The 18,179-nt window shown below is 44.9% G+C and carries 15 protein-coding genes and 4 tRNA genes; 2 read left to right on the plus strand and 17 right to left on the minus strand.

The genetic code is table 11. The annotated features are described in order from the left end of the window. Window positions 1–3 precede the first annotated feature (3 nt). The 7 genes from rodA to leuS all read right to left on the minus strand — a co-directional run bounded on the left by rodA (window position 4) and on the right by leuS (window position 8,314). The gene (gene rodA / locus AB4507_RS00425; protein ID WP_017062334.1) at window positions 4–1,125 is read right to left on the minus strand and encodes a rod shape-determining protein RodA; all 1,122 of its coding nucleotides are present in this window, start codon (window positions 1,123–1,125) and stop codon (window positions 4–6) included. Further along, window positions 1,125–3,017 (minus strand): penicillin-binding protein 2, encoded by a 1,893-nt coding sequence (gene mrdA, locus AB4507_RS00430; protein WP_017068507.1) that lies wholly within the window; start codon window positions 3,015–3,017, stop codon window positions 1,125–1,127. Before mrdA ends, rodA begins: the two co-directional genes overlap by 1 nt. A gap of 6 nt (window positions 3,018–3,023) precedes the next feature. After that, window positions 3,024–3,494 (minus strand): 23S rRNA (pseudouridine(1915)-N(3))-methyltransferase RlmH, encoded by a 471-nt coding sequence (gene rlmH / locus AB4507_RS00435; RefSeq protein WP_017068506.1) that lies wholly within the window; start codon window positions 3,492–3,494, stop codon window positions 3,024–3,026. 3 nt (window positions 3,495–3,497) lie between these two features. Beyond that, window positions 3,498–3,815: a ribosome silencing factor gene (gene rsfS / locus AB4507_RS00440; RefSeq protein WP_004735247.1), complete on the minus strand. Its 318-nt coding sequence runs from the start codon at window positions 3,813–3,815 to the stop codon at window positions 3,498–3,500. Between the two features lie 66 nt (window positions 3,816–3,881). After that, window positions 3,882–4,907 carry a DNA polymerase III subunit delta gene (holA, locus tag AB4507_RS00445; RefSeq protein ID WP_017068505.1) on the minus strand — a complete coding sequence of 342 codons (1,026 nt, stop codon included), beginning with the start codon at window positions 4,905–4,907 and terminating at the stop codon, window positions 3,882–3,884. Between the two features lie 12 nt (window positions 4,908–4,919). Beyond that, window positions 4,920–5,558: an LPS assembly lipoprotein LptE gene (lptE, locus tag AB4507_RS00450; RefSeq protein ID WP_017068504.1), complete on the minus strand. Its 639-nt coding sequence runs from the start codon at window positions 5,556–5,558 to the stop codon at window positions 4,920–4,922. 179 nt (window positions 5,559–5,737) lie between these two features. Further along, complete coding sequence (gene leuS, locus AB4507_RS00455) at window positions 5,738–8,314, minus strand: leucine--tRNA ligase (protein ID WP_017068503.1); 2,577 nt, start codon at window positions 8,312–8,314, stop codon at window positions 5,738–5,740. A gap of 263 nt (window positions 8,315–8,577) precedes the next feature. Between leuS and AB4507_RS00460 the strand changes: the two genes are divergently transcribed. Then, entirely contained in the window at window positions 8,578–9,048 is a 471-nt protein-coding gene (locus tag AB4507_RS00460) for a zinc ribbon-containing protein (protein ID WP_017062329.1), read from the plus strand. Window positions 9,049–9,138: 90 nt separating this feature from the next. On the opposite strand, the gene lnt is transcribed toward AB4507_RS00460, so the two are convergent. The 5 genes from lnt to miaB all read right to left on the minus strand — a co-directional run bounded on the left by lnt (window position 9,139) and on the right by miaB (window position 14,871). Further along, on the minus strand, window positions 9,139–10,656 hold the full coding sequence (gene lnt / locus AB4507_RS00465) for an apolipoprotein N-acyltransferase (protein WP_137002401.1): 1,518 nt from the start codon (window positions 10,654–10,656) through the stop codon (window positions 9,139–9,141). Between the two features lie 32 nt (window positions 10,657–10,688). Then, on the minus strand, window positions 10,689–11,579 hold the full coding sequence (gene corC / locus AB4507_RS00470) for a CNNM family magnesium/cobalt transport protein CorC (RefSeq protein WP_012603382.1): 891 nt from the start codon (window positions 11,577–11,579) through the stop codon (window positions 10,689–10,691). 120 nt (window positions 11,580–11,699) lie between these two features. Beyond that, window positions 11,700–12,161, minus strand: coding sequence for an rRNA maturation RNase YbeY (gene ybeY / locus AB4507_RS00475; RefSeq protein WP_372182040.1), 462 nt, complete (start codon window positions 12,159–12,161; stop codon window positions 11,700–11,702). Then, window positions 12,162–13,283: a PhoH family protein gene (locus AB4507_RS00480; RefSeq protein WP_017062327.1), complete on the minus strand. Its 1,122-nt coding sequence runs from the start codon at window positions 13,281–13,283 to the stop codon at window positions 12,162–12,164. A 163-nt stretch (window positions 13,284–13,446) separates the two neighbouring features. Continuing rightward, window positions 13,447–14,871, minus strand: a complete 1,425-nt coding sequence (gene miaB, locus AB4507_RS00485) for a tRNA (N6-isopentenyl adenosine(37)-C2)-methylthiotransferase MiaB (protein WP_065584439.1) — start codon at window positions 14,869–14,871, stop codon at window positions 13,447–13,449. Window positions 14,872–15,179: 308 nt separating this feature from the next. Between miaB and AB4507_RS00490 the strand changes: the two genes are divergently transcribed. Continuing rightward, window positions 15,180–16,355 carry a 2-octaprenyl-3-methyl-6-methoxy-1,4-benzoquinol hydroxylase gene (locus AB4507_RS00490; protein WP_102333782.1) on the plus strand — a complete coding sequence of 392 codons (1,176 nt, stop codon included), beginning with the start codon at window positions 15,180–15,182 and terminating at the stop codon, window positions 16,353–16,355. Window positions 16,356–16,423: 68 nt separating this feature from the next. Here the strand turns inward: AB4507_RS00490 and AB4507_RS00495 are convergent, their stop codons facing one another. From AB4507_RS00495 to AB4507_RS00515, 5 genes are all read right to left on the minus strand, one after another. Next, window positions 16,424–17,470, minus strand: coding sequence for a lactonase family protein (locus AB4507_RS00495; protein ID WP_017071286.1), 1,047 nt, complete (start codon window positions 17,468–17,470; stop codon window positions 16,424–16,426). 158 nt (window positions 17,471–17,628) lie between these two features. Continuing rightward, a tRNA-Leu gene (locus AB4507_RS00500) sits at window positions 17,629–17,713 on the minus strand. 55 nt (window positions 17,714–17,768) lie between these two features. Further along, a tRNA-Met gene (locus AB4507_RS00505) sits at window positions 17,769–17,845 on the minus strand. A gap of 51 nt (window positions 17,846–17,896) precedes the next feature. After that, window positions 17,897–17,981: transfer RNA gene (locus AB4507_RS00510), tRNA-Leu, on the minus strand. Window positions 17,982–18,049: 68 nt separating this feature from the next. Continuing rightward, window positions 18,050–18,124: transfer RNA gene (locus AB4507_RS00515), tRNA-Gln, on the minus strand. Between the last annotated feature and the right edge of the window lie 55 nt (window positions 18,125–18,179).

Raw genomic sequence — 18,179 nt, forward strand, 5'->3', positions numbered from 1 at the left:
CGATTAGGTCGCCTTTGAGAATGCTTTTCTGTGTGTATGTATCGACATTAAAATACCAAAACCAGCCATGAGGGTAACCATTGAAGTACCGCCATAACTGACTAGAGGAAGAGGAACACCAACCACAGGTAGAATGCCACTTACCATGCCAATGTTTACAAAAATATAAACGAAGAAGCTCAGTACAATACTGCCGCCCATCATTCGACCGAATGCGGTTTGAGCTTGGCTCGCAAGCACTAAGCCACGTCCAATAATGAACAAGTAGATAGCAAGCAAGAACAATATACCAATCATGCCCCACTCTTCGGCAATGACCGCAAAAATGAAGTCGGTATGACGCTCTGGAATAAACTCTAGTTGAGATTGAGTGCCTTGCAGCCAACCTTTTCCTGAAATACCACCAGAGCCTATCGCAATCTTACTTTGAATGATGTGGTAACCCGCACCTAATGGATCTGATTCAGGATCAAAGAGGGTTCTTACACGTACCTTTTGATATTCACGCATCAAGAAGAACCATAAGATTGGAATAAATGCCCCTAACGCGATTGCGGCGCTAGCAATGATTTTCCAACTGATACCTGCCAGGAATATCACGAAGATACCTGATGCGGCGATAAGGATAGATGTACCTAGGTCAGGCTGCTTTGCGATTAGAATCGTCGGTACAAACACCATCACTAGCGAGATCGCTAATGTTTGGAATGTTGGTGGAAGTGAGCGCTTACCGATAAATCGTGCCAGCATCAAAGGCACCGCGAGCTTTAATAGCTCTGACGGTTGGAATCGAACAAAGCCGAAGTTTAACCAACGCTGGGCGCCTTTAGAGGCTTCACCAAAGAACAACACGCCCAATAGCAAGATGACACCACCTACAAATAGCAGTGGTGCCAAGGTTTCATAAGTGCGAGGTGAGATTTGCGCTAGGAAGATCATCACACCTAAAGACAGAGCCATGCGCATCGCCTGGCGATCCATCATCGCAAGGCTTTGTCCGCTTGCGCTGTACATGATCAGTAGGGCAAAGCCCATTAAAACCAGAATGCCGAGCAATAGCGGCAGGTCGATATGCAGCCTTTCGAATAGGGCTCTATTTCGTCCAGTTGAAGGATCAAGTTTCATTATTTAATTGGCTCACTTTGATAATCTTCTGCAAGGATAATATGGTCTAAAATCCTTCTTACTACTGGGCCGCCGTTAGAAGAACCGCCACCTGCGTTCTCTAGAACGATAGTCACGACGGCTTCAGGATCTTCAAAAGGCGCGTAACCCGTAAAGAGGGCGTGATCGCGTAAGTGCTCTGCGATTTCATCCGCGTTGTACTCTTCATCTTCTTTTAAGCCGAATACCTGCGCGGTACCCGATTTACCAGCGGTTTGGTAAGACATTTTCTGGAATGAACGTCTTGCCGTGCCTTTTTTACCGTGGTTAGCCAGCCTCATACCTTCCTGAGCGATATCCCAATACTTCTTCTTAACCCCGGTTAGCGGTGGGTAAGTTTCAATGTCCGACATGATTTGTTCATCGAATGGACGACCGTTATCAATGGTTGAACGAAGTAGGTGAGGTGCGGTTACTTCACCTTCATTGACCAAAACTGATGTGGCTTTTGCAATCTGCATGGGTGTTGCAGTCCAGTAGCCCTGTCCAATACCAACTGGAATAGTATCACCTTGATACCAAGGCACACGGTGTCTGGCCATCTTCCAATCACGAGTTGGCATATTGGCTTTGCTTTCTTCGTAGATATCGATGCCAGTATAATCACCAAAGCCGAACATCATCATCCATTTGGATATGCGATCAATGCCGAGATCATAAGCAATTTGGTAAAAGAAGGTATCCACCGACTCTTCAATCGCTTTTTCTATATCCACGACACCGTGTCCCCAACGCAACCAGTCACGGAATGGTCTCGTTTTTGAGTTTGGTATCTTCCAATAGCCTGGGTCATTGCGCGTAGTGTTTGGTGTAATAACACCTTCTTGCAGAGCAGCAACAGCAATGAAGGGTTTGATCGTCGATGCTGGTGGGTAAATCCCTAGCGTGGCACGGTTAACCAAAGGGCGGTTTTTGTCTTGAAGTAGCGCGTTATAGCCTTTAGACGAGATACCATGCACGAATGCGTTTGGGTCGTAGCTTGGGCTCGATACCATGGCTAACACGCCATTGTCTTTCGGATCGAGAACGATAGCTGAACCACGGCGGCCATCAAGTAACTTATGTACGTATAGCTGTAGCTTGATATCTAAGTTAAGTACGATATCTTTGCCTGGAACCGAAGGGACAAATTTGAGGGTACGAATCACTCGTCCACGACTGTTAACTTCGACTTCTTGGTAGCCAGCTGTACCGTGCAACATATCTTCGTAATAACGCTCAATACCCAACTTACCGATATCACGTGTAGCTTGGTAATTGGCGTCTTTTTCTTCTCGCATCAAGCGCTGCATATCACGGTCATTGATGCGCGATACATAGCCTATTACGTGAGTGAGCACATCACCGTAAGGGTAGAAACGCTTCAAAGTTCCCGTAACTTCAACACCTGGGAATTTGTGTTGGTTTACAGAGAAGACGGCAACTTGTTCTTCAGACAGTTGATTAAGAATAGGTACTGATTTAAAGCGTCGTGAATTACGACGATCACGATTAAAGCGCTCGATACGCTCTGGCGGGATCTCAATTAATGCTTGCAGACGAGCAAGCGTGTCATCCATATCTTTAATTTTTTCGGGTATGATTTCTAGATTGAAAACAGGACGGTTTTCGGCAAGAAGTATACCGTTGCGATCGTAAATCAAACCACGGTTAGGGGCGATCGGAACGACCTTGATACGGTTGTCGTTAGAACGAGTTTTATAGTCTTGGTATTGATTGACCTGAATGTTGTACAGGTTAACAACCAACATCGACATCATGACTATGATCCCCGCAAACGCAACAAAAGCACGGCTAGTAAATAGTCGTGCTTCTGCTTTGTAATCGCGGATTTGGCTACGTTTACGTAACATTAACGCTTATTCTCGATGATAAGGGTGGTTAGCAGTGATGCTCCAAGCTCGATACAAGCTTTCAGCCATGATAACGCGTACTAATGGGTGAGGGAGAGTAAGCGCAGACAGAGACCAACTTTGGTCTGCGGCCGCTTTACATGCAGGTGCTAATCCTTCAGGCCCGCCAATTAGGATAGATACGTCACGTCCATCCAGCTTCCAACTTTCTAATTGCTCAGCAAGTTGAGGTGTATCCCACTTTCTACCTGGGATATCGAGCGTGACAATACGGTTGCCTTTTGGAACTGCAGCCAGCATCGCTTCACCTTCTTTTTGAAGAATGCGTGCAATATCTGCATTTTTACCGCGCTTTCCTGCAGTAATTTCAATGAGCTCTAATGGCATATCGTGAGGGAAGCGGCGTTTGTATTCTTGAAACCCTTCTTCAACCCACTTTGGCATTTTTGTGCCAACTGCGATTAACTGGATCTTCAAAGCTTAGCCCCAAAGTTTTTCTAGTTGGTACAGCTCACGATGCTCTTCTTGCATAACGTGAAGCATGCTTGTGCCCATATCTAGAACAACCCATTCACCTTCTTGCTGGCCGTCCATACCTAGAGGTTGCATACCCGCTTTACGCACTTCATCAGCAACATGCTGTGCAATAGAGGCAACATGGCGTTTAGAGGTGCCAGTACAAACAATCATGTAATCAGTAACGCTTGATTTGCCTTCTACATCGATAGTTACAATCGATTCTGCTTTCATGTCGTCGGCTTTGTCTGCAAGAAAATCTTTTAGTTCTTCACGTAACACTGGGTGTTCCTTTAATCTGAATTTAGCTTTGTTTAGGGCTTGTTGACCCTAGAATATAACACGCTTTTATGCGTGGAATGGTATTGAAGCTGAAGGGATACAAAACTCTACGCTTAACTGATGAATTAGTGGCCAAGGCGACTGCTCATATTGAGTTTTTGTCATCAATTCAGCTTGAGTGAGCAACGCGAACAAAGAGTGTAATTGAGAAATCGAAACTCTTGTTAGCGCGGCGTTATAAAGAGGCTTTTTAGATTGCCAGATACGGTGTTTTTCGAAGACCTGACCAATCGGCATCTGTTTCATTTGTTGCTGCATTTGTAATAGCAGAGCAAGCTCTCGTTGTATGCTACGTAATAAAATGACGGGTTCGACACCTTCAGCTTCTAGCTGACGCAGGATTCGTTGTGCTCGGTTACCTTTGCCTGCCAATAACGCATCACTCCAATGGAATGGAGTAAAATGGTTGTGTCGACTCAGCGATTCTTCTAAGCGTACTAACGTGAGTTTTCCATCTGGGTATTGGAGAGCCAGTTTTTCTAGGCTTTGGGTGAGAGCAAATAGATTACCCTCATGCCATTGCGCCAGCATTTGAATCGCTTCAGGGTCTGGCGTTAAACCGATTTGACGGCAACGCGCTTGGACAAACTGAGGTAACCGACTGACATCTGGCGTTAGGCAACTGACCCAGTGACCCTGATTCGAAAGAGCCTTAAACCACTTAGCGCTTTCTTGAGCTTTGGTGAGCTTAGTGCCCACCAAGATTAACAAGATATCACTGTGGATATGCTCGGAGATTGCGAGTAGCTCTTTCGCTATTGCGGCATTGACGCCTGACTCTGGCAGTTCAAGCTCGATGACCTGACGGCTAGAGAATAGGCTCAGTGCTTGAGTGCAGTCGTAGACTTGATTCCAGTCGAGACTGCTATCAATCGCAAAGCGGTGACGTTCTTCAAAGCCTTGCTGTTTTGCAGCCTTTTGAATCGCTTCTCGGCTCTCTTGCAACAGTAGCGGTTCGTTACCAAAAATTAGGTAAACATTACTCAACTGTTTAATAAGTTGCTCTGATAAGCGGTCAGCAAAAATACGCATCAAATAAACCTATTACTCAGCCGAATCGCTAAGTGTTGGTTGTTCTTCTGAAGCTGGTACGATCTCAACATTCTTGATGTTGTATTGCTTTTCGAGTTCTTTCACTTGAACGTGCTCTAGTGCATCTAGGTCCATGCTATCAGCTGCAATGTTCGCTTTTAGTCGAGCCATCTGACGAAGGATTTGGCTTGTTGCCAACTTACGCATCTCATCTTCGATCATGTCTCGTTCAACCGACTTCGCAAGTGCAGTTAGCGGGTTATCTAGGTAACTACGGGTTACGCTGGTTGAGAACGTCTTTGAGCCTAGATCCGGGACAGTTACGCGGTATGAAGCGCGGAATGTCAGTTCTTTCTCTGCTGCACGAGTGTTTTGGTATAGAGACAGAGTTCGCTCACCTACGCTCTCACTAATAATATGCAGGTTAGGTGTATTCTCAGCCGGTGGCACAATTTCTACATCATTCATACGCAGTTGACCTTTCATCATACGTGTAAACGTACTGTATTGGTCGTAACTGGTTACGGAGATCTTGTTGAGTTCTTCTGGTACGGAGTAATCACCACGTAGGTGGAAACCACACGCACTTAATAGGCTGACGGTTAAAACAACAACAGTAACTTTCAATGAAGATAGTGAAATCAGGCGCATTATTTGATGGCTCTCATGAAGGTAGAATACTTATTTAAAGGCTTTAGTTCGTTTGAGTGGTTAGGCTCAAGTCTAAAGCGCTTAAATAAGTAGACAGGGCAATTAGCTACCCTGTCTACAGACTGCTTTTGATGAATTAAGTTCGTTAATTCTTTAGCAATTGCATTGTGCTAACGAAATTAGTTAGCAACGATGTTTAGAAGCTTACCTGGTACGAAGATAACTTTACGGATAGTTAAGCCATCTAGGAACTTCTTAGCGTTCTCATCGTTTAGACCAAGCTCACGAACTTGCTCTTCTGTTGCATCAGCAGCAACGGTTAGTTTCGCACGTAGCTTACCGTTGATCATAACAACGATAGTTTTCTCGTCTTCAACTAGCGCTTTCTCATCGAAAGTTGGCCATGTTGCTGAGTCTACGTTTGATTCACCCAGTGCAATCCACATTTCGTAAGAGATGTGTGGCGTCATTGGGTAAAGCATGCGAACAACAGCTTTTAGCGCTTCATCAAGGATTGCACGATCTTGTACAGACTCTTGAGGTGCTTTCGCTAGCTTGTTCATCAATTCCATGATCGCAGCGATTGCTGTGTTGAACGTTTGGCGACGGCCGATATCGTCCGTTACTTTCGCGATAGTCTTGTGGATATCACGGCGAAGTGCTTTTTGGTCACCAGACAGAGCAGAAGCATCAACAGATTCAGCAGCACCCTTAGAAGAGTGAGCGTGAACCAATTTCCAAACACGTTTAAGGAAGCGGTTAGCCCCTTCAACGCCAGACTCTTGCCACTCAAGCGTCATGTCTGCAGGTGATGCAAACATCATGAATAGACGTACTGTATCAGCGCCGTACTTGTCTACCATCTCTTGTGGGTCGATACCGTTGTTCTTAGACTTAGACATTTTGATCATGCCTGAGTGTTCAACTTCACGACCTTGATCGTCGACTGCTTTTTCGATGCGACCTTTACCGTCACGTTCAACCGTTACGTCAGTCGGTGCAATCCACTCTTTGGTGCCTTTTTCGTTTTCGTGATAGAACGCGTCAGCCAGAACCATGCCTTGACATAGTAGTTGCTTGAACGGTTCATCAGACGTCACGTAGCCAGCATCACGTAGAAGCTTATGGAAGAAACGAGAGTAAAGCAGGTGCATACAAGCGTGCTCGATACCACCAACGTATTGGTCAACTGGTAGCCAGTAGTTTGCTTTCTCTGGATCTAGAATGTCGTCTGCTTGCGGTGAACAGTAACGTGCGTAGTACCAAGAAGACTCCATAAACGTATCGAACGTGTCAGTCTCACGTAGAGCGGGTTCGCCGTTGAATGTTGTTTCAGCCCAAGACTTGTCAGCCTTGATTGGGCTCGTTACGCCATCCATTACTACATCTTCAGGAAGAATGACTGGCAGTTGGTCTGCTGGTACTGGGTGAACTTCACCGTCTTCAGTGGTTACCATTGGGATTGGAGCGCCCCAGTAACGTTGACGAGATACACCCCAGTCACGTAGACGGAAGTTTACTGTCTTCTTACCTTTGCCTTCAGCTTCAAGCTTCGCAGCAATTGCATCGAATGCTTCTTGGAACGCAAGACCATCGAATTCACCAGAATCAAACAGTACACCTTTTTCAGTGTAAGCCGCTTCAGACACGTCTAGTTCAGAACCATCTTCAGGTTTGATTACTGGGATGATATCGATGCCGTACTTAGTTGCGAACTCGTAGTCACGTTGATCGTGAGCAGGAACCGCCATTACCGCACCTGTGCCGTAATCCATAAGTACGAAGTTTGCTACGTATACAGGAACAACACGACCGTTAAGAGGGTGGATAGCCGTTAGGCCAGTATCCATACCTTTCTTTTCCATCGTTGCGAGTTCAGCTTCAGCAACTTTAGTGTTACGACACTCTTCAACGAATGCAGCAAGCTCTGGGTTGTTCTTCGATGCTTTCTCTGCAAGTGGGTGACCTGCAGCGATACCAACGTAAGAAACACCCATTAGTGTGTCTGGACGAGTTGTGTACACTTCCAGTGGCGCTTCTTCACCGTTAACAGCGAAAGATAGCTCAACACCTTCAGAGCGGCCGATCCAGTTGCGCTGCATGGTCTTAACCATTTCAGGCCAACCTTCAAGGTTGTCTAAATCGTCTAGTAGCTCTTGAGCGTACTCCGTGATCTTAATGAACCACTGTGGGATTTTCTTTTGTTCTACTGGAGTATCACAACGCCAGCAGCAGCCATCTTCTACTTGCTCGTTTGCAAGTACAGTTTGGTCGTTCGGACACCAGTTCACTGAAGATGTCTTCTTGTAAACTAGGCCTTTTTCGTAAAGCTTAGTGAAGAACTCTTGTTCCCAACGGTAGTACTCAGGCGTACACGTTGCGAATTCACGGTTCCAGTCGTAACCAAAGCCTAGAAGCTTAAGCTGGTTCTTCATGTACTCAATGTTTTCGTAAGTCCATGGTGCAGGTGCTGTATTGTTTTTAACAGCGGCGTTTTCTGCAGGTAGGCCGAATGCATCCCAACCAATTGGCTGCATTACGTTTTTGCCTTGTAGACGTTGGAAACGAGATACCACATCACCGATGGTGTAGTTACGCACGTGACCCATGTGCAGTCGGCCACTTGGGTAAGGGAACATAGAAAGACAGTAGAATTTTTCTTTGTTTGGGTCTTCACTTACAACGAAAGTCTCGCTGTTATCCCAGTGTTGTTGAACCTTTTGTTCAATCTCTTGCGGGTTATATTGTTCTTGCATCGATGGTATCCGGTTATCTTGGAATTTGTGAGTTCGGTTAGAACAGAATCTTACAGATCGTCATAGAATACCTAAAGGAGCTGAGTACAACAATAGTTATACCCTTCATACTTGCAGTTGCCGCTTAGTAGATTGTGTAATTTTCACTGAATTTCGCAGGGCAACTATACTTAAGAGTATGAATTGCATTTGTTTGTAAGCGGGAGTGCATTGCAGCGCATCCGTTTGCTCACTAAAAGGTTGGTTATCTTAAGGAGGTTGTTATGCCGAAGAAAAAAGCGCTCTATGAAGAAGTCGTCGAAGAGGTGATTGAAACGCTGAAGCATAGCCCTGAAGAGCTCAACAACAAAATCGAAACGTCGGGCAAGTTTGCGAAAGCAGCTAATGATATGACTAAAGATGAGCTTTCATTGATCTCTGCCTACGTGAAGTCGGACTTAAAAGAGTTTTCCGAAAGCTATGAAGAGAGTAAAAGCGGTCCATTCTATTTGATGATTGCGGACTCTATTTGGCAAGGGCTGTTGGATATTACTGATCGTACTAAGGTGGAATGGGTTGAACTGTTCCAAGACTTAGAACACCAAGGCTTGTATCAAGCGGGTGAAGTCATTGGCTTGGGAACCTTAGTATGTGACGAGTGTGGTCACCAAACCGAATATAACCACCCAACCAATATCATTCCATGCATTAAATGTGGTTCTAAAGGGTTTAGTCGTAAAGCCCTTAAACCGTAAGCTTCTGAACCATAGCGTATCAACGCAAAACCACAGAAATGAAAAAGGGTTGACCCGATCAGTCAACCCTCAAATCACTTTTCGTCGAATCTAGCTTTTTGGCTTTCTAATTACCCAACCAATCACCAAGCTGAGCATCGCCCAGATATACAGTGGCCAAGTACCTGCTGTGTGATAAGGCGTTTGACCATCCGTTGAAATGAGTTCAGCTTTTAACACTGCCGTTTCAAACTGAGGCACTTGCTTGATTATATTGCCTTTGTAATCAGTAACTGCCGTCACACCGTTGTTGGTCGAGCGAATAACCGGCTTACCAAGCTCCAGAGCACGCATCTGTGCAATTTCCATATGTTGCAGAGGGCCAATCGAACGACCAAACCACGCATCGTTAGAGAGCGTTAAAATAAAGTCAGTCTCGTCGGTTACGTTCTGCCTAACTTGATCATTAAAGATGATCTCGTAACACAACGCAGGCGCTAAGTGACGACCATTTGCCACTATGTTTGGTTGAACAAAGTCGCCACGGCTAAATGATGACATTGGCAAGTTAAAGAAAGGTGCTAATGGACGCAAGATATCTTCAAACGGCACAAACTCACCAAATGGTAACAGGTGGTGTTTATGGTAGCGTTCGTCTGGATCGTAGCTGTACTCACCGTATGGATTCACACCGAGAGAAAGAACACTGTTGTAGTATTTCTTATCTTCAGACTGATTCAGCACACCGGTAATGATCGAACTGTTGTTCATCTTCGCTGCGCTATCCAAGTTACGTAGGAAAGATGGGATCTCAACTTCGAATGCTGGAATAGCCGCTTCAGGCCAGATGATGATATCCGCTCCCCAGTTTTCTCTGCTTAGGTCGGTGTACTTCATCATGGTTGGCCAGCGATGACTCGGTAGCCATTTACTGTCTTGATCGACGTTGCCTTGTATCAAGACGACTGACGTGGTTTTTTCAGGGTTCGGCGTGACCCAGTCGATGTTGCGAATACCAAAGCCTGCACTAAATACGACGGCGGGAATGAGAGCGATGCTCCAAGCCCGGTTAACAATCGCATAAGTGAATGCAGAGGCTGAAACAATGATCGCTAAAGTTACTAGCTCTACGCCGCCAATCGGTGCAAATGAACCCAATGGCGAATCGATTTGGCTGTAGCCTAACCAAAGCCAAGGGAAGCCCGTCATTACCCAGCCACGCAGCCAATCACAGACTAGCCAGAATGCAGGAGCTGCAAGGAAAAAGCGGCTTAGGTTATTGGCAGGGAAGAATTTATTCAAACCCCAGGTAAATAGCCCTGAATAAACGGCTAGGTAGCCAACAAGCAATGCCATCAAAAATAGGTTGGCTGCCAGTGGCATGCCGCCAAAACCATCAATGCTGACGTATACCCAGCTGATACCTGTGGTGAATTGACCTAAACCCCATGCGTAGCCAATCCAAAGCGCACTTTTAGGAGAGCGGTTGTGGATCAGTAACAGCAGCAAAGCTGGGCTGAGAATAGCAAGAGGCCATATAGAGTATGGAGCGAATGAAAGGGTGGTTATAGCGCCAACAAAAACGGCCGCAAGCGGCCGTAATAGGCGATGAATAAAGGTATTAGTCATCTAATTTCTGTCATCTCTTTAGAGAGAAGTTGTTATTCTTCGATAGTCGGAAGAGGCTGTTCGTCAGGAATGGTTACCTGTAGCTGAATCACACGACGGTTATCTGCTGATGTTATTTTGAAATGGTAGTTTTCGATTTCTACAATTTCGCCACGAACCGGCAGGTGGCCGAGTGCTGTCATAACCATGCCGCCTACCGTATCCACTTCGTCGTCACTAAAGGCAGTGTTAAACGTATCGTTGAACTCTTCAATAGTGGTTAAAGCTTTTACAGAGAAGGTATGCTTACTCAGCTTACGAATATCTAGCTCTTCTTCATCGTCGAACTCGTCTTCAATTTCACCAACGATTTCTTCGAGGATATCTTCAATGGTTACCAGGCCAGAAACTCCACCAAACTCATCGACAACGATAGACATGTGGTAACGCTCTTCTTGGAACTCCTTAAGCAGGCGATCAACTCGCTTACTTTCAGGAACAACCACGACAGGGCGAATCACTTGTTCGATATCAAATGGAGCACTTTCTGAACCCAAATACTTAAGTAGGTCCTTCGCTAATAGAATGCCTTCAACATGGTCTTTATCTTCACTGATCACTGGGTAGCGAGAGTGTTGAGCATCAGTAATGAGCGCAATCAATGTATCTAGATCATCTGTGCGTTCAACTGTAACCATTTGAGAGCGAGGCAGCATGATATCGCGTACTCGCATCTCTGAAATTTCCATAACACCCTCGAGCATGTCGCGTGTGTCGTGGTCAATTAGGTCATTAATTTCTGAGTCGCGGATTACATCTACGAGCTCTTGGCGATCTTTTACTTCACCTTGAAATAGTTGGCCTAGGCGTTCAAAGAAGGACTTTCTACTCGGACCTTCAGATTTTTTACTTCCCTCAGAAGTGGGGGGGTTACCTTCGTTCATGATTTCTCAAAAAATAACGCTATCAGAAGTGTGATAGCACACGTTACAACTCAGATTCCTGTGAAAATCACAGGTTCGATGAGTTATTGTTTCTCTGCAACCTACTTTACTAGAATCAATTTACTTTTCTAGAATGTAAGGGTCTTCAAACCCCATAGATTGCATGATTTCTGTCTCGAGTGACTCCATCTCTTCAGCTTCATCATCTTCGATATGATCATAACCTAGCAGATGCAGACTGCCATGTACAACCATATGAGCCCAGTGTGCTAGCAGAGGCTTACTTTGCTCTTCTGCTTCTTTTTCGACAACTTGGCGGCAGATAATGAGGTCGCCCAGTAGATCTAACTCGATCCCTTGAGGAGCCTCGAATGGAAAAGACAACACGTTAGTTGGCTTATCTTTGCCACGATATTCATGATTGAGCTGGTGGCTTTCTTGTGTATCAACGATACGAACCGTCAACTCAGCGTTCTCTTGAAACTGAGGAATTGTCTTGTCCAACCAAAGCTGAATATCTTGCTCAGTTGGAAGACCTTGCTCATTTTCGACCGCTAATTGCAGGTCTAGTTCAATAGACATCTATTTATCACCTTGTTCTGCAATTACAGAGCTATTTTGTGTTGCTAATTGTGTCGTAACTACCTGCTGAGCCTCAAGAAGTTTGGCTTCACGCTCTTCACGTTTACGCTTTTCAAACTCTTTGCGCTCTTTCTGGTCTTTTGCTTCCCACTTCTCGTATGCGTTGACGATACGAGCAACTACAGGGTGACGAACGACGTCTTCAGACATGAAGAAGTTAAAGCTAATGTCGTCGACTTCATTGAGCACTTCAGTCGCATGGCGTAAGCCTGATTTTGCACCACGAGGTAAATCGATTTGCGTAATATCACCTGTGATCACAGCGCGTGAGTTAAAACCAATACGGGTTAAGAACATCTTCATCTGTTCTACCGTGGTGTTTTGGCTCTCATCAAGAATGATAAACGCATCATTCAATGTACGACCACGCATGTAAGCCAGTGGCGCAACTTCAATTACGTTACGTTCAATCAGCTTCTCAACTCGCTCAAAGCCAAGCATCTCAAACAGCGCATCGTAAAGTGGACGTAAATATGGGTCTACTTTTTGGCTTAAATCACCCGGTAGGAAACCAAGCTTCTCACCGGCTTCAACAGCAGGGCGCGTCAATAGAATGCGACGAATCTCTTGGCGTTCAAGTGCATCAACTGCTGCAGCAACGGCTAAGTAGGTTTTACCTGTACCTGCTGGCCCAATACCAAAGGTGATGTCATGAGTCACCATGTTCATTAGGTACTGTGCTTGGTTTGGCGTTCGAGGTTTGATGACGCCTTTTTTAGTCTTAATGGTCACTTCTTTGCCGTAGTCAATTTCAGACTCGACGTGTTGCTCCAAAATGCCTGACTCGGTGATCGCCAGATGTATTTGCTCTGGTTCGATATCGATTATGTTGCCTTTAACTGGAGCCGTTTCAACATAGAGGTGTTTGATGATGTCTAAAGCTGCGGCTGTAGTGTGAGGCTTACCAACAATGGTGAAAAAGTTGCTACGGTAATTAATCTCAACGCCCAGACGACGCTCAAGATGCTTGATGTTGTCGTCAAATGGTCCGCATAAACTTGCCAAGCGCTTGTTGTCTGCTGGTTCTAGATTTATCTCTAAGGTAACGATTTTATTGCTCAAATTAGCCTCTCATTTTGTGCCACTCGCTCTTAAATAAAACAAAGAGCAAAAAGCCCGATTTAGACCGGGCTTCTGATGGTGATATCCCTATTTCTAAGATGGTCACTTAGTTAGGTAATTTCAAGCTTTGTGTTTGCGCTTTGTGCTCAAACAGTTGTATTGCCTATGGCGTAAATGTCGCTACACCTAGCTCGTCTTCACGTTTTGTTTTTTCCATCATTTCTGCTGGAGTCATAACAACGCGTAGACCCATGTCTTTTTCTGTGCGAACTAGCTCACCACGTAGTGAGTTGGTGTAAACCTCAGTGATCTTCACATCTACGAATTGACCGATTAGGTCTGCAGAACCTTCGAAGTTCACAACACGGCTGTTTTCTGTACGGCCGCGAAGTTCCATTAGGTTCTTTCTTGATGGGCCTTCAACAAGGATACGTTGCTCTGTGCCTAACATTAGACGAGAGAAACGCATAGCTTGTGTGTTTACCGTTTGCTGCAGTTCGTACAGACGATCTTTCTTCTCTTGTGCTGGTACATCACATGGGTAATCTGCCGCTGGCGTACCTGGACGTGGAGAGAAAACAAAGCTGAAGCTCATATCGAAATCAACGTCTTTAATTAGCTTCATTGTATCTTGGAAGTCTTGCTTAGACTCACCAGGGAAACCAACAATAAAGTCAGAGCTGATTTGAATGTCAGGGCGAGCTTTACGCAGTTTACGGATAATAGATTTGTACTCGATAGCCGTATGTGGGCGCTTCATCATCGTAAGAATACGGTCACTACCACTTTGTACTGGTAGGTGAAGGAAGCTCACTAGCTCTGGTGTGTCTTTGTAAACTTCAATGATGTCGTCACCAAACTCAAGCGGGTGGCTTGTTGTGAAACGAATACGGTCGATACCGTCGATAGAAGCAACAAGACGAAGCAGTTCTGCGAATGAACAGATATCGCCTTCGTGTGTTGGACCGCGGTATGCGTTTACGTTTTGACCTAGCAGGTTAACTTCACGTACGCCTTGCTCTGCAAGTTGAGCAACTTCGAAAAGTACATCATCCATTGGACGGCTAACTTCTTCGCCACGTGTGTATGGTACAACGCAGTAAGTACAGTATTTAGAACAACCTTCCATGATAGAAACGAACGCCGTCGCGCCTTCAGCTTTTGGCTCTGGCAGGTTATCGAACTTTTCGATCTCTGGGAAAGAGATATCCATTACTGGCTTTTCGTTAGACAGTGATGATTTAATCATCTCTGGCAAACGGTGTAATGTTTGTGGGCCAAAGATAACGTCTACGTAAGGTGCACGTTGACGAATGTGATCACCTTCTTGAGTCGCTACACAGCCACCCACACCGATCACCACACCTTCTTTTTTATCTTTAAGCGTTTTCCAACGACCAAGCTGGTGGAATACTTTTTCTTGCGCTTTTTCGCGGATAGAACAAGTATTCAATAGTAGTACGTCTGCTTCCTCAGGTACTTCAGTTAGCTCATAGCCATTTGCAGCGTTAAGCAGGTCGGCCATTTTTGATGAATCATATTCATTCATCTGACAGCCCCAAGTTTTAATTAGCAGTTTCTTACTCATTATATGTTCGCTCGATCGTTAGTTTAATTTAAGGGAGCAAATCGCCCATTATTCATCCGCTAGCCCCGTTTGTCATAATTCGGTATTCAATTTTATGACAGGCTCTAGCGGCAAGCGGCGTATTGTACTGGTTTCAAAACCGACTGACTAGTAGTCTGAACAAATCTCTTATGTAGTGGTTTTTATTATCGTTAACGCCATATGCCATAAGGGATAACCCTTTTTTCGAATAAGGTTTTTGGTTACAAGTTAGTTATGAAAAAGTACAATCAAAAACAGTCAAAGAATCAAACTGATAAGTACGAAATATGAACAGTTACGATATTGTAGTAGTCGGTGGCGGCATGGTTGGCGCAGCAACAGCAATCGGTTTTGCAAAGCAAGGTCTGAGTGTTGCGGTGATCGAAGGTTTTGCCCCACAAGCTTTTGATGAATCGCAAGCGATGGACATTCGTGTGTCAGCGATTTCTCAAGCATCGGTCGATTTGCTTGAAAATCTTGGTGCATGGCAAAGTATTGCAGCAATGCGAGTGTGTTCTTATAAACGTTTAGAGACGTGGGAGCACCCAGAGTGTCGTACTCGATTTGATGCTGCCTCACTAGACCTTCCTCGTTTGGGCTATATCGTTGAGAACAGACTCATTCAATTAGGTTTATGGTCTCAATTTGATGCCTACGACAATCTCGAACTGTTATGCCCAGAAAAGCTCGATGTGATTGAGTTTGGTGAAATCAATATCGTAAAGCTTCAATCAGGGGCTGAGTTGTCTGCGAAGTGGGTGGTTGGTGCTGATGGTGCGAATTCAGCCGTTCGCCAACAAGCTGGAATTGGCATCACGGCTTGGGATTATCGACAACACTGTATGCTTATCAATGTAGAAACAGAACAACCTCAGCAAGATATTACTTGGCAGCAATTTCTACCAAGTGGCCCTCGTTCATTTTTGCCTTTGTGTTCTCTAACCTCTGACGGTCAAGAAGTCGGGCTGGGCTCGTTAGTTTGGTATGATTCTCCACTGCGTATTAAGCAACTGTCAGCAATGGCCCCTGAAAAACTACGTAACGAAGTACTTACTCACTTTCCTAAAGAGTTAGGTGATATCAAAGTCTTGAATTCGGGTTCTTTTCCTCTGACACGACGTCATGCTCAATCATACTCGAAGAATAACTGTATTTTGGTCGGAGACTCTGCGCATACCATCAACCCTTTGGCTGGGCAGGGTGTTAACTTAGGCTTCAAAGATGTATCAGTACTGCTGGATGTCACCAAAGAAAAGGGTGAATTGAACCAGTCTGTAGCAAGACGCTATGAAGTGATAAGAAGAGGCGACAATCTAATGATGCAAAGTGGCATGGATTTCTTCTACAAGACATTCAGCAACGACATTGGCCCACTGAAATTTGTACGTAATGCTGCTCTAAAACTAGCTGAAAATTCAGGCCCGATTAAAGCTCAAGTATTGAAATACGCTTTGGGTCTCTAATTGAGCGTTTAAGACTGCTTATGAAAAGAAGGAGAGCGAATGCTCTCCTTTTTTGTATCAGATGACTACTATCGCTGTTGCGTCACACAAACCGGTGCATCGATCTCTAAAGAGTACCCTGTATAAACCAAAGACCCATCTTCATTATCTCGCTTGAATGAGGTGATGTTGTTGGAGTGCTGGTTGGCGGCGATAAGCCATTTCCCATCGTTCGTTATATGGAAGTCTCTTGGGAATTTGCCTTCAGTGTCGTAGCTATCAATGAAAGTCAGCCTTTGAGTCTCAGAGTCGATTTTGAAGCTACTGATTCTTGATTGGTGTCGACATGACACATAAAGGAATTGCTCATCAGGCGATAGCTTAATCGCAGCTGCGGCTTCTCCCTTCTCCATATTAGGCAATGCATCAATCTCTTCCACTACATTCCAAATGCCTAAAACCTTTTCCAAAGTCAGCAACGTTTCAGAGAGTTCACAGACCACATAGGCTCTGTCTTCAGCTTTGTTAAAGATTAAATGACGAGGTCCATTGCCGGCGGGCACCTTAATAGACTGCATTGGCTCATCAAGGAACTCTTCTTGCTCTTCATCAAAGCAATAGAAGTTGATGCGATCGGTGCCGAGATCGACAGTCACAAACTGTGGTGAGTTTTGTAAGAACAGGCATTGATGGGCGTGTGGGCTAGTTTGTCTCTCTTTGTTTGGCCCGGAACCAACCATCTGGATTGTTTTGAGTCGTTTATCGATGCTGCCGTTGATACTTAAGCTAAAAATATCGAATGTGCCTGATGAGTATTGCGACGTGATAGCAAACTTATTGTGTGGATCTATCGCGACGTGACAAGGGTGATCTCCCGAGATGAGGCTTGTATTGTGTGTTAGCTGTGAATCAACATTAGGTATATGAATGAGCTGGGGCTGTTTTTGCTGGTCCACTTCCGATGCAGTATAGATCCCAGTCTTTGTTACAGTAATAAAAGAGGGGTTAGTACATTTGATGATCAGCTCTAGAGGTAATAGTTTTCCTGTTTCTAGATCTAACTGAGTTTGATAAACACCTTGGCTTTTACTTGGTGTATCTGTGTAGCAACCGATCGTTAAGGGGAGGGGTTTCATAGGCTAGTCATACTCAATTAGAAAATGGAGCTGACATTGTCTTATAAAATCGTATTAAAAGTGAGGTTATAGAAGAGAATACTTGGTGACTTGGCTAGCAGATTTGCATATTCCAGATAAAACAAAACCCAGCTAAAAAGCTGGGTTCTATTTAATGATGGTGCGGTCGGAGAGACTTGAACTCTCACACCTCTCGGCGCCAGAACCTAAATCTGGTGCGTCTACCAATTCCGCCACGACCGCAGCAAATCTTTATAGTCATACTGAATATTGGTGATTCAATAAAACGTTGTATAAGTGGTGGCTACTGCGGGATTTGAACCTGCGACCCCATCATTATGAGTGATGTGCTCTAACCAACTGAGCTAAGTAGCCAATAATAAATCTAATCGATTCACTATTTTTTCTCTAATGAAAGAGAAATAATGGTGCGGTCGGAGAGACTTGAACTCTCACACCTCTCGGCGCCAGAACCTAAATCTGGTGCGTCTACCAATTCCGCCACGACCGCAGCAAAGCTTTTACTCTAGCGAAGAGTATAGTTAAGAAGACTTATGGTTTGTCTAAGTAACGTTGTAATGGCTGGGCTACCTGGATTCGAACCAGGGAATGCTGGCATCAAAAGCCAGTGCCTTACCGCTTGGCGATAGCCCAACAATGAATGTTCATCTAATGAAAGAAACACATTCTAAATAATGGTGCGGTCGGA

The sequence above is a fragment of the Vibrio sp. 10N.222.54.A3 genome, assembly GCF_041474095.1.
In the GTDB taxonomy this organism is placed as follows: Bacteria; Pseudomonadota; Gammaproteobacteria; order Enterobacterales; family Vibrionaceae; genus Vibrio; species Vibrio crassostreae_C.

Bases quoted from the DNA above. Each gene is read 5' to 3' on its own strand.
- rodA (WP_017062334.1), bottom strand. From the start codon at position 1,125: ATGAAACTTGATCCTTCAACTGGACGAAATAGAGCCCTATTCGAAAGG.
- corC (WP_012603382.1), bottom strand. From the start codon at position 11,579: ATGAACGAAGGTAACCCCCCCACTTCTGAGGGAAGTAAAAAATCTGAA.
- AB4507_RS00495 (WP_017071286.1), bottom strand. From the start codon at position 17,470: ATGAAACCCCTCCCCTTAACGATCGGTTGCTACACAGATACACCAAGT.
- miaB (WP_065584439.1), bottom strand. From the start codon at position 14,871: ATGAGTAAGAAACTGCTAATTAAAACTTGGGGCTGTCAGATGAATGAA.
- AB4507_RS00460 (WP_017062329.1), top strand. From the start codon at position 8,578: ATGCCGAAGAAAAAAGCGCTCTATGAAGAAGTCGTCGAAGAGGTGATT.
- lptE (WP_017068504.1), bottom strand. From the start codon at position 5,558: ATGCGCCTGATTTCACTATCTTCATTGAAAGTTACTGTTGTTGTTTTA.
- mrdA (WP_017068507.1), bottom strand. From the start codon at position 3,017: ATGTTACGTAAACGTAGCCAAATCCGCGATTACAAAGCAGAAGCACGA.
- lnt (WP_137002401.1), bottom strand. From the start codon at position 10,656: ATGACTAATACCTTTATTCATCGCCTATTACGGCCGCTTGCGGCCGTT.
- holA (WP_017068505.1), bottom strand. From the start codon at position 4,907: ATGCGTATTTTTGCTGACCGCTTATCAGAGCAACTTATTAAACAGTTG.
- ybeY (WP_372182040.1), bottom strand. From the start codon at position 12,161: ATGTCTATTGAACTAGACCTGCAATTAGCGGTCGAAAATGAGCAAGGT.
- AB4507_RS00490 (WP_102333782.1), top strand. From the start codon at position 15,180: ATGAACAGTTACGATATTGTAGTAGTCGGTGGCGGCATGGTTGGCGCA.
- leuS (WP_017068503.1), bottom strand. From the start codon at position 8,314: ATGCAAGAACAATATAACCCGCAAGAGATTGAACAAAAGGTTCAACAA.